The sequence below is a fragment of the Streptomyces sp. NPDC090442 genome (assembly GCF_044769405.1).
Taxonomy (GTDB): domain Bacteria; phylum Actinomycetota; class Actinomycetes; order Streptomycetales; family Streptomycetaceae; genus Streptomyces.
On sequence record NZ_JBIVXW010000003.1, the window covers coordinates 29,162 to 43,304 of the forward strand.

Annotated in this window: 14 protein-coding genes and 1 riboswitch; of the genes, 6 read left to right on the forward strand and 8 right to left on the reverse strand. The window is 75.2% G+C overall.

What is annotated here, in order from left to right; genetic code table 11:
• Positions 1 to 25: 25 nt before the first annotated feature.
• Together ACIQU6_RS03565 and pknB are read right to left on the reverse strand one after the other, a co-directional pair.
• Positions 26 to 925 carry a deoxyribonuclease IV gene (locus ACIQU6_RS03565; protein ID WP_403479966.1) on the reverse strand — a complete coding sequence of 300 codons (900 nt, stop codon included), beginning with the start codon at positions 923 to 925 and terminating at the stop codon, positions 26 to 28.
• Positions 926 to 1,001: 76 nt separating this feature from the next.
• Positions 1,002 to 2,972, reverse strand: a complete 1,971-nt coding sequence (pknB, locus tag ACIQU6_RS03570) for a Stk1 family PASTA domain-containing Ser/Thr kinase (protein WP_403479967.1) — start codon at positions 2,970 to 2,972, stop codon at positions 1,002 to 1,004.
• A gap of 203 nt (positions 2,973 to 3,175) precedes the next feature.
• On the opposite strand from pknB, the gene ACIQU6_RS03575 reads away from it, so the two are divergent.
• Positions 3,176 to 3,577 carry a MerR family transcriptional regulator gene (locus ACIQU6_RS03575; protein WP_403479968.1) on the forward strand — a complete coding sequence of 134 codons (402 nt, stop codon included), beginning with the start codon at positions 3,176 to 3,178 and terminating at the stop codon, positions 3,575 to 3,577.
• Between the two features lie 22 nt (positions 3,578 to 3,599).
• Here the strand turns inward: ACIQU6_RS03575 and ACIQU6_RS03580 are convergent, their stop codons facing one another.
• The 3 genes from ACIQU6_RS03580 to thiO form a co-directional block, all read right to left on the reverse strand.
• Positions 3,600 to 4,442: a thiazole synthase gene (locus ACIQU6_RS03580; RefSeq protein WP_403479969.1), complete on the reverse strand. Its 843-nt coding sequence runs from the start codon at positions 4,440 to 4,442 to the stop codon at positions 3,600 to 3,602.
• A 7-nt stretch (positions 4,443 to 4,449) separates the two neighbouring features.
• The gene (gene thiS, locus ACIQU6_RS03585; RefSeq protein ID WP_403479970.1) at positions 4,450 to 4,701 is read right to left on the reverse strand and encodes a sulfur carrier protein ThiS; all 252 of its coding nucleotides are present in this window, start codon (positions 4,699 to 4,701) and stop codon (positions 4,450 to 4,452) included.
• Positions 4,698 to 5,930, reverse strand: a complete 1,233-nt coding sequence (gene thiO / locus ACIQU6_RS03590) for a glycine oxidase ThiO (RefSeq protein ID WP_403479971.1) — start codon at positions 5,928 to 5,930, stop codon at positions 4,698 to 4,700. The genes thiS and thiO overlap by 4 nt, the downstream gene beginning before the upstream one ends.
• Positions 5,928 to 6,040, reverse strand: a riboswitch (TPP riboswitch). Its footprint overlaps the gene before it by 3 nt.
• Positions 6,041 to 6,179: 139 nt before the next feature.
• Between thiO and ACIQU6_RS03595 the strand changes: the two genes are divergently transcribed.
• The 5 genes from ACIQU6_RS03595 to ACIQU6_RS03615 all read left to right on the forward strand — a co-directional run bounded on the left by ACIQU6_RS03595 (position 6,180) and on the right by ACIQU6_RS03615 (position 10,832).
• Positions 6,180 to 7,451, forward strand: a complete 1,272-nt coding sequence (locus ACIQU6_RS03595) for an NAD(P)/FAD-dependent oxidoreductase (protein ID WP_403479972.1) — start codon at positions 6,180 to 6,182, stop codon at positions 7,449 to 7,451.
• A gap of 110 nt (positions 7,452 to 7,561) precedes the next feature.
• Entirely contained in the window at positions 7,562 to 7,927 is a 366-nt protein-coding gene (locus tag ACIQU6_RS03600) for an Rv2175c family DNA-binding protein (RefSeq protein WP_403479973.1), read from the forward strand.
• A 103-nt stretch (positions 7,928 to 8,030) separates the two neighbouring features.
• A complete protein-coding gene (gene thiE / locus ACIQU6_RS03605) occupies positions 8,031 to 8,681 on the forward strand; it encodes a thiamine phosphate synthase (RefSeq protein WP_403479974.1) in 651 nt (216 codons plus the stop codon).
• A 132-nt stretch (positions 8,682 to 8,813) separates the two neighbouring features.
• On the forward strand, positions 8,814 to 9,731 hold the full coding sequence (metF, locus tag ACIQU6_RS03610; RefSeq protein ID WP_403479975.1) for a methylenetetrahydrofolate reductase [NAD(P)H]: 918 nt from the start codon (positions 8,814 to 8,816) through the stop codon (positions 9,729 to 9,731).
• A gap of 36 nt (positions 9,732 to 9,767) precedes the next feature.
• Entirely contained in the window at positions 9,768 to 10,832 is a 1,065-nt protein-coding gene (locus tag ACIQU6_RS03615) for a hypothetical protein (RefSeq protein ID WP_403479976.1), read from the forward strand.
• Between the two features lie 86 nt (positions 10,833 to 10,918).
• Here the strand turns inward: ACIQU6_RS03615 and ACIQU6_RS03620 are convergent, their stop codons facing one another.
• From ACIQU6_RS03620 to ACIQU6_RS03630, 3 genes are all read right to left on the reverse strand, one after another.
• Positions 10,919 to 12,442, reverse strand: a complete 1,524-nt coding sequence (locus tag ACIQU6_RS03620) for a phytoene desaturase family protein (RefSeq protein ID WP_403479977.1) — start codon at positions 12,440 to 12,442, stop codon at positions 10,919 to 10,921.
• Between the two features lie 70 nt (positions 12,443 to 12,512).
• A complete protein-coding gene (locus tag ACIQU6_RS03625; RefSeq protein WP_403479978.1) occupies positions 12,513 to 13,133 on the reverse strand; it encodes a DUF4126 domain-containing protein in 621 nt (206 codons plus the stop codon).
• A 361-nt stretch (positions 13,134 to 13,494) separates the two neighbouring features.
• Positions 13,495 to 14,109, reverse strand: a complete 615-nt coding sequence (locus ACIQU6_RS03630; protein ID WP_403479979.1) for a TetR/AcrR family transcriptional regulator — start codon at positions 14,107 to 14,109, stop codon at positions 13,495 to 13,497.
• Positions 14,110 to 14,143: the final 34 nt, after the last annotated feature.

Consider the following 14,143-nt stretch of genomic DNA (forward strand, 5'->3'; position numbering starts at 1 on the left):
CCGGCGCCGCCCGGCCCGGAGCGCCTCAGGGCGTCCGCAGTTCCTTCAGGCGCGCCACGTCCGCCGCATGCCCCGCCTCGCCGCCCGGGGTCTCGATCACCAACGGGACGCCGGCGGTGGCGGGATGGGCGATCAGCTCGGCGAACGGCTCCGCGCCGATGTGGCCGGCGCCGATGTTGGCGTGCCGGTCCTTGTGCGCGCCGACCACGTCCTTGGAGTCGTTGGCGTGGATCAGCTTCAGCCGGCCCTCGCCGGTGACCTCCACCAGCTCGTCCAGCAGCGCCTTGGTGCCGCCGGGCGCCGCCATATCGTGCCCGGCCGCGAACGCGTGGCAGGTGTCCAGGCACACCCCGAGCCGCGGGTGGTGGTCCAGCGCGTCGAAGTACGGCCCGAGATCCTCGGCCAGCGCGCACAGCGAGGCACCCTGGCCGGCGGTGGGCTCCAGCAGCAGCCACGGGTCGTCGTCCCGCGTCAGCTCGTCCAGCAGCGGCCGCATCTGCTCCCTGACCTGCGCCAGGGCCGTCTCGCGCGGGCGCCCGCCGGTCGCCGAGCCGGTGTGCACGACCACGCCGAGCGCGCCGATCTCCCGGCCGCGGCGCAGCGAGTGGCGCAGCGACTCCACGGACTTCTCCACCGTCGCCGCGGTGTGCGAGCCGAAGTTGATCAGGTACGGCGCGTGCACGTAGGCCGGGATGTCCTCGGCGGCGCAGCGCTCGCGGAACGCGGCGTCCTGCTCGGGGTTGCCGGGCGGGGTCGCCCAGCCGCGCGGGTTGGCGACGAAGACCTGGACGGCCTCGCAGCCGATCTGCCGGGCGTACGAGAGGCCGACCTTGGCCAGGCCGCCGGCCACCGGCACATGGCCGCCGACGGGATTGCGGGCGCGGGCGCGCTGGGCTGCGCCCTCGGGGGACAGGGAAGTGCTCACCCTCCCAAGGGTGCCAGGTCCGCCGTGGCCGCCCACGGGCCACCCGGCACGGTCCGCTCCATCGGGCGGGCCGCGCCTACAGCGCCCCCTTGAGCCGGATCGTGATCATGCTCCCCTTGGGCGCCCGGTCGCCGGCGGCCACCGACTGGGACGCCACGCTGTCCTGCGGGAAGAGGAACGGCTTGTCCACCGTGACCTTGAAGCCGGCGTCGGTCAGGGCCTTGGTGGCGTCCGCGGTGTTCTTGCCGCCGACGTCCGGCACGGCGACCATCTCCGGCCCCTTGGAGAGTGTCAACGTCACCGTCTCGCCCTTGCCGAGGGTGCCGCCCGCGCCGGGCGACTGCTGCGCCACGGTGTCCTTGTCCTGCGGCGCGAAGACCGGTTGGTCGGCGAAGCGCACCCGGAAACCGGCCTCCTTCAGGGCCGTCGCGGCGTCCGCGCGGGGCTTGCCGACCACGTCCGGCACGTCCTCCGGCGCGCCCCGGCTGACGGTCAGGCCCACCGCGGTGTCCGGCCGCCGGGTGCTGCCCGCCGCCGGGTCCGTGGCGATCACCGAGCCCTTGGCGACCTCGTCGCTGAACTGCCGGGTCTCGGTGCCCGGCACCAGACCCAGGTCGCGCAGCTTGCGCCGGGCGTCCGCGAGCGGGGTGCCGGCCAGGTCGGGGAGGGTGACCTTCTCCGGGCCGCGCGAGACGGTCAGGGTGACGGTGCCGTTGCCGCGGATCCGCTTGCCGATCCCCGGGTCCGTCGCCATCACCCGCCCCCGCGCGACGTTGGGGCTGAAGTCCCGCGCCACCTTGATCCGCAGGCCCTCGCCGCGCAGCGTCTGCTCGGCCTTGGCCTGCGGCATGTCCAACACCGCCGGGACGCTGGTGAACTGGCCGGAGTTGATGTACCAGACGCCGGTGCCGACGCCCAGGACCAGCAGCACCGCCGCCACGACCGTCGCGATCCGGCGCCGCCGGGGTCGTCCGCCGGTGCCCGCCGGGGCCGGCGCCGGGCGGAGCCGGGTGGTCCGGTGGTCCGCGGGCGCGGCGCCGGCCGGCGGCATCTCCAGCCGGCTGGTGCGGTCCAGCCTCGCCTCGCCCTCGACGGGCAGCGCGAGCTGCACCCCCGCCGGGCGCGGCAGCACGTTCGTCCGCTCCTCGGCGGCCGCGGCCGCCTCCTCGGCGCGCGGCGGGACGAGGTCGAGCTGGGCGTCGGTCAGGTGCGCCCGGGCCGACCGGGCCCGGGCCAGCAGCGCCACCGCGTCCCGCGGGCGCTCCTCGGGGGAGCGGGCGGCGGCCGCGGCGACCAGCTCGTCCAGCTCCGGCGCCAGGCCCGGCACCAGCTCCGAGGGCGGGGTGACGTCGTCGTGCAGATGGCTGTAGAGGATCTGCGCCGCGGTGCCACCGGTGTGCGGTTTGCCGCCGGTGAGCATCTCGTAGAGCACCACGCCGCAGGCGTAGACGTCGACCCGGGCGTCCGCCGTGCCGTGCTCCATCTGCTCGGGCGCGAGGTAGGAGACGGTGCCCAGGACCGAGCCGGTGGAGGCGGTGGTGTGGGTGTCCACCGCGCGCACCAGGCCGAAGTCGGCGACCTTGACCCGGCCGTCGTCCCCGATCAGGACGTTCTCCGGCTTCATGTCGCGGTGCACCAGGCCGGCGCGGTGCGCGGCCCCCAGCGCGGCCAGGATCGGCTCCAGGATGTCCAGCGCGGCCCGCGGCTGGAGGGCGCCGCGCTCGCGCAGCACGTCGCGCAGGGTGCAGCCGGCGACGTACTCCATGGCCAGGTAGACGTAGGTGCCGTCGGTGCCCTGGTCGAAGACGCCGACCACGTTCGGGTGCGCGAGACGGGCGACGGACTTGGCCTCCCGGATGAAGCGGTCCACGAACGCCCCGTCCACGGCCAGGCTCGGGTGCATCACCTTCAGCGCCAGCACGCGGTCCAGCCGGGTGTCCACGGCCCGGTAGACGGTGGCCATGCCCCCGGCGGCGATGCGCCCCTCGACGCGGTAGCGGCCGTCGAGCAGCTGGCCCTCCAACGGGTCCTGCAGCGTCGTATCCACGGCAGACGAGTCTACGAGCCGCGCCGGCGTGCCCGGACGCTCCGGCCGCCGCCCCGGTACACCGCAGCGGAACCGTGACCGGGCCGGGCCGGGACGGGGACTCCGGGCCGGACCCGGAATAATCCGGACCGGATCATGGTCGCCATGGGACGGCGGCCGGGTCGTGCGGCCGCACGACCACACCGCACCAAAGGGGGAAGGCGATGACGACGCTGCTCATCGGTGAGCTGGCCCGGCGGACCGGCACCACCGAGCGGCTGCTGCGCTACTACGAGGAGCAGGGGCTGCTCCGCCCGGAGCGGACGGCGGCCGGCTACCGCCGCTACGAGGAGGTCGACGTCGCCCAGGTCCGCCGCATCCGCACGCTGCTGACCTCCGGGCTGAACACCGCGACCATCGCGCAGGTGCTGCCCTGCCTGCGCGACGACGACGGCCGACTGGTGCCCACCTGCCCGCAGTTGGTGGGCGAGCTCCACCGGGAGCGGGCCCGGCTCACCGACTCCATCGAGTCCCTGATGGCCTCCCGGGACCTGCTCGACGAGGTGATCACCGCCGCCCCGGAGGAGTTCGCCGGGCGGGCCGGGGCGGCCGCCGGCCCGGCCTGAGGCGGCCCCGCACTCCGGCGCTCTAGAAGGCCGGCCGCTCCGGATCCAGCTCCGCCACGCCGTCGGCGGGCGAGGAGGCCAGCGCGAAGTGGCGGCGCGGGATCCGGCCGGCGCGGTGGGCCAGCCGACCCGCCGCCACCGCGTGCCGCATCGCCGCGGCCATCAACTCCGGCTCCTGCGCGCGGGTCACCGCCGACGCCAGCATCACCGCCGCGCACCCCAACTCCATGGCGAGCGCGGCGTCCGAGGCGGTGCCCGCGCCGGCGTCCAGGACGACCGGGACGCCCGCGCGCTCGGTGATCAGTTGGAAGTTGTGCGGATTGCGGATGCCCAGGCCGGAGCCGATCGGCGAGCCGAGCGGCATGATCGCCGCGCACCCCACGTCCTCCAGCTTCCGGGCCAGCACCGGGTCGTCACTGGTATACGGGAGCACGGTGAAACCGTCGTCCACCAGGGTCTCGGCGGCGTCCAGCAGCTCCACCGGGTCCGGCAGCAGGGTCCGCTCGTCGGCGACCACCTCCAGCTTGACCCAGTCGGTGCCGAGCGCCTCCCTGGCGAGCCGGGCGGTGAGCACCGCCTCGCCGGCGGTGAAGCAGCCCGCGGTGTTCGGCAGCACCCGGATCCCGTGCCGGGCCAGGACGGACAGCACCGAGCCCTGCACGGTCGGGTCCAGCCGCCGCATGGCGACGGTCGTCAGCTCCGTGCCGGAGGCCAGCAGCGCGCGCTCCAGGACGTCGAGGCTGGGCGCGCCGCCGGTGCCCATGATGAGCCGAGACCCGAACGAGGTGCCGGCGATGGTGAGGTGGTCGGCGTCGGCGGCGGGCGCCGCGGAGGCGGTGCCCGGTGCGACTGCGGTGTCGGTCATGGCGCGATCAGCCTCCCTGGACGGCGGTGAGCACTTCGACGCGGTCGCCGTCGCCGAGCGCGGTGCCGGGCCACTGGGAGCGCGGCACCACGGTCTCGTTGACCGCGGCGGCCACCCCGGCAGGGGCCCGGGACAGCGTGGCGACCAGCCGGTCGAGGGTCAGCCCGCCCGGGATCCGGCGGGCCTCGCCGTTGACGGAGACGGACACCGTGGGGCCGTCGGGGGCCTCGGACGGGACGGGGGTACCGGGGGCGCTCATGCGGGCAGCTCCTCGAGGGCGTGGGCGCGCCGGGCCCCTTGGGGGGTGGGGGCGAAGCGCGTGGGGGAGAAGGGGCGGGCCTCTTCCGGGACCGTCCCGGTGGTCAGCGCCTCGGCCATCACGTCCCCGGTGAGCGGCGTCAGCAGGACGCCGTTGCGGTAGTGGCCGGTGGCCAGATGGAGGCCGGGCAGCGCGGTCGGTCCGAGCAGCGGCGCGTTGTCGGGGGAGCCGGGGCGCAGCCCGGCGCGGCTCTCGGTCAGCGGCAACTCGGTGATGCCCGGGACCAGTTCGTGGGCGTCCCGCAGCAGCTCGTAGACGCCGCCCGCGGTGACCGTGGTGTCCCAGCCCAGCTCCTCGTTGGTGGCGCCGAGGACCAGTTCACCGCTCTCCCGCGGCACCAGGTAGACGGGGTTGCCGCGGACGACGGCCCGTACGGTGCGGGAGAGGAACGCCCCGCCCCCCGGGAGCGCGTCCGGCAGCCGCAGCCGCAGCACCACGCCCTTGACGGGCCGCACCGGCGGCCGCACCGCCTCCGGGACGCCGGCCAACCGGCCGCTGAGGCTGCCGCCGGCCAGCACGACCTGACCGGCCACCAGGCGTGTGCCGTCGGCGAGTTCGGCGCCCGTGGCGCGCCCGGCGGCGGTCGTCAGCCGCTCCGCCGACGTCCGGTGGAAGGCCACCCCGGCCCGCTCGCAGGCGGCCAGCAGGGCGCCCGCCAGCCGGCGCGGATCGACCTGGTGGTCGCCGTCCACCCGGAGGCCGCCGCGCACCCCGGGGGCGAGCATCGGCTCCAGCCGGCGGCACTCCCGCCCGGTCAGCCACTCCGACTCCAGGCCCGACCGGACCTGGAGGGCGTGCAACTCCCGTAGGTGGGCACGGTCGTCGGCGTCCAGCGCGACGGCCAGGGTGCCGCACCGCCGGTAGCCGATGCGCTGACCGCTCGCCTCCTGGAGCTCCTCCGTGAAGCGCGGATACCGCTCGGCCGAGGCCAGGTTGAGCCCCAGCAGGGTCTCCTCGCCGTAGTGGAGCTCGGTGACCGCGGCCAGCATGCCGGCCGCGACGAGCGCCGCGCCGCCGCCGGGCGCGGGGTCCGCCATCGCGACGCGCAGGCCCCGGCCGGCCGCCCGCCAGGCGGTGACCAGCCCGATGATGCCGCCGCCGATGACCAGCACATCGGGGTGCCGACCGTCCGGCCGCGGTGGGTTCGATGGTGTGGCAGATGGATGCATGGGCGTCCAGCCCCTCCCTTCGCCGGCATGACCCGGATCAGGTTCGTACGGTCGGAGGCCGGCCAGCCTCCCTCTCAGCCCGGTCCGTCCGGGCTCCCGCGAGTGCGTGCATCCGCCACCCTAGTACGGGGCCGCGACGCGTCGTAAGGGAGCGCACCGGGACCGGGCGCCCCCGACCGGTGACGTTGTGTCAGAGATCTCCTTGCGCGCTGCTGCGGGCCGCGTCGCCCGCCGTCCTAGAGTGAGCGGGTGAGCGAGCAGAGCAACTCTCCCCAGGCCCCTGACCGCACGCCGCGCGTGGTGATCGCCGGCGCGGGGATGGCGGGTGTGCAGACCGCCGTGGCCCTGCGCGAGCACGGCTGGCGCGGGGCGATCACCCTCCTCGGCGACGAGCCCCACCAGCCCTACGACCGCCCGCCGCTGTCCAAGGCCGTGCTGCTCGGCAAGGCCGAGGGCTCCGCGTTCGACATCGACTTCGCCGGCCTCGGCATCGACCTGCAACTCGGCCGCCCGGTCACCGCGCTGCGCCCGGACGACCACGTCGTTCAGACCGCCCAGGGCCCGATCCGGTACGCCTACGCGGTGCTCGCCACCGGCGCCGAACCGATCACCCTGCCCGGCAGCGAGGGTCTGCCCGGCGTGCACCTGCTGCGCACCCTGGACGACGCCGAGCGGCTGCGCCCGGTGCTCGCCGCCCAGCACCGGATCGTGGTGGTGGGCGCCGGCTGGATCGGCGCCGAGTTCGCCACCGCCGCCCGCGAGGCCGGCTGCGAGGTCACGGTCGTGGAGGCCGCCGACCACCCCCTGGCCGGCGCCCTGCCCACCGAGGTCGCCGCGCACATGGCCGGCTGGTACGCCGACGCCGGGGCCGAGCTGCGCACCGGCGCCCGGGTCGCCTCCGTCGCCCCCGGTGCGGTGACCCTCGCCGACGGCACCACCCTGCCCGCCGACGCGGTCGTCGTCGGGATCGGCGCCCGGCCCGCCACCGCCTGGCTGGCCGGCTCCGGCGTCGCCCTCTCCCCCGAGGACGGCTCGGTCCTGGCCGACGAGCGGCTGCACACCTCCGCCCCCGACGTCTACGCGGTCGGCGACTGCGCCTCGTTCCCCTCCGCCCGTTACCGCACCCGGCTCCTGGTCCACCACTGGGACAACGCCCTCCAGGGCCCCCGCACGGTGGCCGAGAACATCGCCCGCGGCACGGCGGAGGGCGTGGTCTACGACCCGGTCCCGTACTTCTGGTCCGAGCAGTTCGGGCGGTTCGTCCAGTACGCCGGCCACCACGGGGACGCCGACGAACTGGTGTGGCGCGGCGACCCGACCGGTGCCGCCTGGTCGGTGCTCTGGCTCCGCCACGAGCCCGGCGCGGGGGCCGGGGAGCCGGCCGGCCGGCTGGTCGCGCTGCTGGCGGTGGGGCGCCCGCGGGACCTGGCCCAGGGGCGCCGGCTGATCGAACGGGGTGCGCTGCTGGACCGGGAGCGCGCGGCGGACGCGGCCGTTCCGCTCAAGTCCGCGGTGCGGTAGCGCGATCCACCGGCACGACGGGCCCGCCCGGCCCCGCCGGCCGACGTGCCGACGTGCTCCACGGCGAGGCCCGGCTACCGACTGTCAGTGGGAGGTGGCAGGCTTGTCCTGTGACCGAGATTGACGCAAACATCGATGGGCTCGTCCCCGCCTGGCTCACCCTCCCCGACATCGCCGAGGAATGCGGCGTCGAGGTGACCCGCGTGCGACAGCTGGTGAAGGAGGGCCAGCTCATCGCCGTGCGCCGCGGTGAGAACCGCGTGCTCCAGGTGCCCGCCGAATTCATCAAGGACGGCAAGGTCGTCAAGGGGCTCGCCGGCACGCTGACCCTCCTCAAGGACGACGGCTTCACCGACGAGGAGATGCTGGAGTGGCTCTTCACCGCGGATGACACCCTGCCCGGCACCCCGGCGCAGGCCCTGCGCGAGAATCGCGGCACGGAGGTCAAGCGCCGGGCCCAGGCGCTCGCCGTCTGACGCACCCGCGTCCCGCAGCAACCACAATCCGTAACCACCACCGCACGGCGTACGGGTCGGCACCGCCCGGCCCGTACGCCGCCGACGAGGGGGAAGCCGCCTGATGGCCACCGTTCGACAGGCCCTGTCCGACGCCCGGCTCTACCTGTGCACCGACGCGCGCACCCGCCAGGGCGATCTCCCGCAGTTCCTGGACGCGGTGCTCTCCTCGGGCGTGGACATCGTCCAACTCCGCGACAAGGGCATGGAGGCCGGCGCGGAGCTGCGCCACCTGGAGGTCTTCGCGGACGCCTGCCGCCGGCACGGCAAGCTGCTCGCGGTCAACGACCGCGCGGACGTCGCCCATGCCGCCGGCGCCGACGTGCTCCACCTCGGCCAGGGCGACCTGCCGGTCCCGGCCGCCCGCGCGCTGCTCGGCCCCGAGCCGCTGATCGGCCGCTCCACCCACGCCGAGGCCGAGGTCGACGCCGCCCTCGCCGAGCCCGGGGTGGACTACTTCTGCACCGGCCCCTGTTGGCCGACGCCCACCAAGCCGGGCCGGCACGCCCCCGGCCTGGACCTCGTCCGGTACGCCGCCGCGCAGGACCCCGAGCGCCCCTGGTTCGCGATCGGCGGGATCGACGCCGGCAACCTCGACGAGGTGCTGGCCGCCGGCGCCCGCCGGGTGGTGGTGGTCCGCGCGCTCACCGAGGCCGACGACCCGGGCGCCGCGGCCGCCGAGCTGGCCAAGCGGATCCGCTCCCACGTCGGCTGACCTGCGCCTTAGGCGTCCGTCGGAGGACGCCGGAGGGCCGTGAGGTGTCCACGTTGTGGACACCGCCGGCGCCAACCAGCCAATACGCCGCCGTCGGTTGGTGTCCGTCCGGCGGGTGGTTAACCTGCCCGTATGGCCCTAGGTACAGCTTCCACCAGGACTGATCGTGCGCGGACGGTGCGCGACCTGCTCGCCTCCGGCAAGCAGTCCTATTCGTTCGAGTTCGCCGCCCCGAAGACCGAGAAGGGCGAGCGGACGTTGTGGAACGCCATTCGCCGCATCGAGGCCGTCGCCCCGACCTTCGTGTCGGTGACCTACGGCGCCGGCGGCACCTCCCGGGACGGAACGGTCCGCGCCACCGAACGCATCGCCACCGACACCACCCTCACCCCGGTCGCCCACCTGACCGCGGTCAACCACTCCACCGCGGAACTGCGCAACATCATCGGCCAGTACGCCGGCGCCGGGATCCGCAACATGCTCGCGCTCCGCGGTGACCCGCCGGGCGACCCCATGGGCGAGTGGGTCCGGCACCCCGACGGCATCAGCTACGCCGCCGACCTGGTCCAACTGATCAAGGAGTCGGGCGACTTCTGCGTCGGCGTGGCCGCCTTCCCCGAGATGCACCCGCGCTCGACGGACTGGGACACCGACATCGGGCACTTCGTCGACAAGTGCCGCGCCGGCGCGGACTTCGCGATCACCCAGATGTTCTTCTACCCGGAGGACTACCTCCGGCTGCGCGACCGGGTCTGTGCCGCGGGCTGCCCGACGCCGATCATCCCGGAGATCATGCCGGTCACCAACGTCCGCCAGATCGAGCGATTCGCGCAGCTCAGCAATGCCGCGTTCCCGCCCGAGCTCGCATCGCGCATCCTCGCGGTCAAGGACGACCCGGCGGCGGTACGCTCCATTGGCATCGAGTACGCGACGGAGCTGTGCGCGCGCTTGATGGCCGAGGACGTGCCCGGGTTGCACTTCATCACCCTGAACCACTCCACGGCGACCCTGGAAATCTACGAGAACCTCGGGCTGCACCAGCGGTCCTGATCACGGTGGCCGGAATCCGGCGGAAGCGGGGCGCATATGGGCTGGACGATCCTCTACCTCGCGTTCGGCCTGGTCGCCCTGTGGTTGCTCGGTGAGGTCCTGTTCCAGCACAAGGCGCCGCTGCGGTGGCGGCTGTTGGCGCTGGGCGGCTTCCTCGGCGTGGTGGCCGGCGTTGTCATCCCGTCGGTCGTCGTGATCGCGCTGGGGGCCATCGCCTTCGCGGTCGGGCAGACCTATGTGACGCTCTCCGTCCGCCGGGGCTACGAGGAGGGCTGGACGATCGGCGGGCGGCCCAAGCCGAGCCGCCGGCGCCGGGCCCGCTCGTCCCGCGCCCCGGCCGCCAAGCCGAAGCTCCAGGTCTCCGGGCTGGCGGAGGAGACCGCCCCGGCCGCCGGCGCGGCCCCGGCCCCCGATCCGGCCGGCCACGGCGTAGAGGGTGCCGGTGACCTGGGCCCGTACCCGCCGCAGCCGGACCCGTCCGCCCCCGGTGCCTTCGGTGCCGCGGACGCCACCGCCGCCTTCGGCGCCGTCGGTGAAGTGCCCGCCGCCGCCCAGGACTTCGGGTACGCCACCGCGGACGCCACCGCCGTCTACGCCCCGCAGCCGATGCCGGACGAGACCGCGGCCTACGGCATCTACAGCCCCGACGCCCGCCCCGACGCGCCGGCCGCCGCTGGCGCCTCCTACGACCTCTTCGGCAACCCCACCGTCGTCGGAGACGCCAACGGCCATGGCTACGACGGCGGTTACGGCCCGACCCCCGGGCACGACGGCTACGCCGACCCCTACCCGTCCTACGACGACGGCGCCTACCAGGGCGGCCACGGGCCCTACTCCGACCCGTACATCGGCACCCAGCAGTACGCCGCGCACTACGACCCCTACGAGGAGCCCGACCCCTTCGGCCGGGCGCCCCACCAGGCCGGGGCCTACGACCCCCTCGGCGGGCAGCCGGCGCAGCACTATCCCCAGGGCTACCCGCCCGAGACCCCGCCCGGCGGCGTCTGGATGCCGCAGCAGCGCGAGACCGGGCACCCGGAGGAGCAGCAGCCCTACCCGCCCCAGCAGCCGGGGTACGACGAGCAGCGGTACCACTACTGAGCGGCGGGGCGGTCTCCCCCCACGGAGGCCAACCGCCGCCGCCCCGGCCCGAGTCGGGCCCGGGCGCGGCCCTCAGGGGCGCGGTCTCACTCCGAGCCACGCCAGCCGTCGCCGTTGACGATCAGGCCCGCGACCAGTGCCCCGGACATCCCGGCGTGCGCCAGCCCGCCGCCGGGGTGGTACCAGCCACCGACGCCGTAGAGCCCGGGTATCCGGGTGCGGTTGCCGGGCCGCAGGAAGCGCCCCTCCTGGCCGGCCAGGGCCGGGCCCGGTACCAGGGAGCCCTCGGTCGGCGGCAGGACCTGCCGCCACAGCATCCGCTCCCGCAGCCCCGGCACGGCCGCCTCGGCGCGCTCGATCATCCGCTCCGCGTCCCGCTCCAGCGCCTCGGGGTCCAGCCGGTCGACCGGGCCGTGCGGGGCGACGGCGGCGGTCAGGGTGACCGCCTCGTGGGAGTCGTCGGGGCGGGTGGCGGGGTCGTCGGGGCGCAGCACCGTGACCGTTGGGTGGGCGCACGGGGCGCGCAGGTCGTGCCCGTCGCCGAAGACGCCGGCCAACTCCGCGGCGCGGTCCGGGGCGTGCACCACCGTGCGGTGCACCGCGTCCGCGGGGCGGGCGCCGCGGAGGGCCAGACAGACCGTCAGCCGGGCCGTGGCGCGGTCGCCGGGCCCGAGGGCGGGCCGGACGTCGTGCTCGCCCCAGGGCTCGTGGCCCGCGCAGAGCTTGGGCAACTGGACCGGATCGACGCCGGCGACCACGAACTCCGCGTCCGCCACCCGCCCGTCGGCGAGCTCCACGCCCGCGGCCCGGCCGCCCTTCTGAAGGATTCCGGTCACCTCGGCGCCGAAGGTGAACTCCACCCCGCGGGCCCGGCAGCGCTCGTACAACGCCCCGGCCAGCGCCCGCATCCCGCCGCGCGCATACCAACTGCCGAAGGTCTGCTCCATGTACGGCAGCACGACCGCGCTCGCAGGGACGGTGCGCGGGTCGAAGCCGTAGGCCAGGGCGTGGCTCTCCAACAGGGCGATCAGGCGCGGATCGGCCAGCTCGCGGCGGGCGACCTCGGCGAGGGTGGCCGTGGTCGGGCCCTTGCCGCCGCGCGGGCCGAACAGGCCGCGCCGGCGCACCGCCGGATACGGATCGCGCCCCAGCACCCGCCAGTCCGCCCACAGCGGCTCCTCCAGGAGCGGCCGGCGGGTGGCGTCCCACGCCTCGCGGGCGCGGACCAGCAGGGCGCTCCAGCGCTCGCCGCCGCCCGCGCCCAGCGCCTCGTCCAGGGCGGAAAGGACGCCGGCGCGCGAGGCGTTGGGCAGATCGACGGCGGTGCCGTCGGCGAAGACGTGCCGGGCGGCCGGGTCGACCTGGGTGAGCTCGACACAGCTCTCCAGGGGCTCGCGGCCGGTCTTGACGAACAGGTCGCGGTAGACCGCCGGGAGGTGCAGCAGACCGGGCCCCGTGTCGAAGGCGAAGCCGTCCCGCTCCAGGCGGCCCACCGCGCCGCCGTACGTCGCACCGCGCTCGAACACCGCCACCCGGTGGCCCGCGACGGCCAGCCGGGCGGCGGCCGCCATCGCGCCCATCCCGGCGCCGATCACCACAGTCCCTGCCATGCCTGCGACTTTATCCGGCGGCACTGACAACGCCGCTCGCGGCCGGACACGGCCCGGGCCGGCGGCGGACTCAGCCGGCCGGCGGCGCCGCGCCGTCGGCCGCGGCCGGCCTCCGCTGCGCGCGCCGTTCCCGACGCCGCCGCAGATACCGGCGGATCCGCGACCACAGGAAGATCACCACCGCGATCCCGGCGACCAGCAGCACCGCCGCGATGCCCGCCGCGATCCACGGGTGGAACAGCGCGAACGCGACGATCCCCGCGACGCCCAGGTCCTCCGCCAGGCTCAGCACGATGTTGCTGGCCGGCTCCGGGGAGGTGTTGACCGCGATCCGGGTGCCCGCCTTGACCAGATGGCTCACCAGCGCCGTGGAGCCGCCCACGGCGCCCGCCGCGAGCTGCGGCAGCGACCCGTCGTGCCCGGCCAGCAGCGCCGCCACCACGCCGCCGGCGAGCGGCCGGATCACCGTGTGCACGGTGTCCCAGACCGAGTCCACGTACGGGATCTTGTCGGCGACCGCCTCGGCCAGGAAGAGCACCCCCGCGGCGATCAGCACGTCGGGGCGCTCCAGCGCGGCGGGCACCTCGTCGGAGACGCCGGTCGCGCCGAGCAGACCGAGGAGCAGGACGACGGCGTAGGCGTTGATCCCGCTCGCCCAGCCGCTGGTGAAGACCAAGGGAAGTACGGACACGCCGCCGATCGTAAGTGGTCCGCCGGCCCGATGGCGGCGGCTTGAGGAGGGATGCTCAGCGCTGAGTATCCGTACTCAGACGCCGAGATGAGTAGGTGCGCGGATGGGTCGGCACCGGCCCGGACGGAAGAGTGGGGACCACGGAAGGGCAGCGGCGCCGCACCGCCGACACGGGGCGGCGGAGCGGCGCGGCTCCCGGCCGGAACGGGGGAACGTCGGGGGGCTCCACGGGGGAGACGGGGGAGCTCGGGGGAACGACGGGGGACGGCGCTGCCCTGGTCGGATCGGACGGGGGAACGATCCGTGCCAGGGCAGCGCACATGTGCGTACCCGGGGACGAACGGGCGGACCGGCTTGCCCTCTAGGCGGGGCGGCCGGTGACCCGCCCCTGGAGGAGCCGCGACAGCGCCGCGTGCACGTCGTCGATCGACCGGTCCGGCTGGTACGACTGCCAGTCCAGGGCGGCCACCAGCACCATGCCGAACAGCGCCGAGGCGGTCAGCGGGATGTCGATCTCGTCGCTCAACTCCCCTGCGGCCACCGCCTCCCGCAACACGTTCTCCACCACCGTGATGGCCCGCTGCCGCACCACCATGAGCGTGGACTGCCACGCCCGGTTGGTGCGCCACAGTTCGGCGACGTAGAGCTGGGTGAGGGCCGGGTAGTGGGCGATGAAGTCCAGGCCGGCCCGGATCATCGCGTCGAGCGCGTCGACCCGGGTGCCGCCCCGGTCGGTGACCTCGTCGGCGGCCGCCTGGAGGGAGGACGCCAACAGCTCGATGCCGTGCCGTAGCAGCTCCTCGAAGAGGACGTTCTTGCTCGCGAAATTGTAGTACACGGTGCCCTTCGCGACCCCCGCCCGTTCGGCGATCTCGTCCACCGTGGTGGAGGAGAAGCCCTGTTCGGCGATGAGCGTGACGGCGGCCTCGAAGAGCTTGCGCCGGGTCGCGTCGCGGCGTGTGTGGGAGCTGTCCATGGGGGTGATTGTGCCGGTCGGCAGGGCCCGCCCG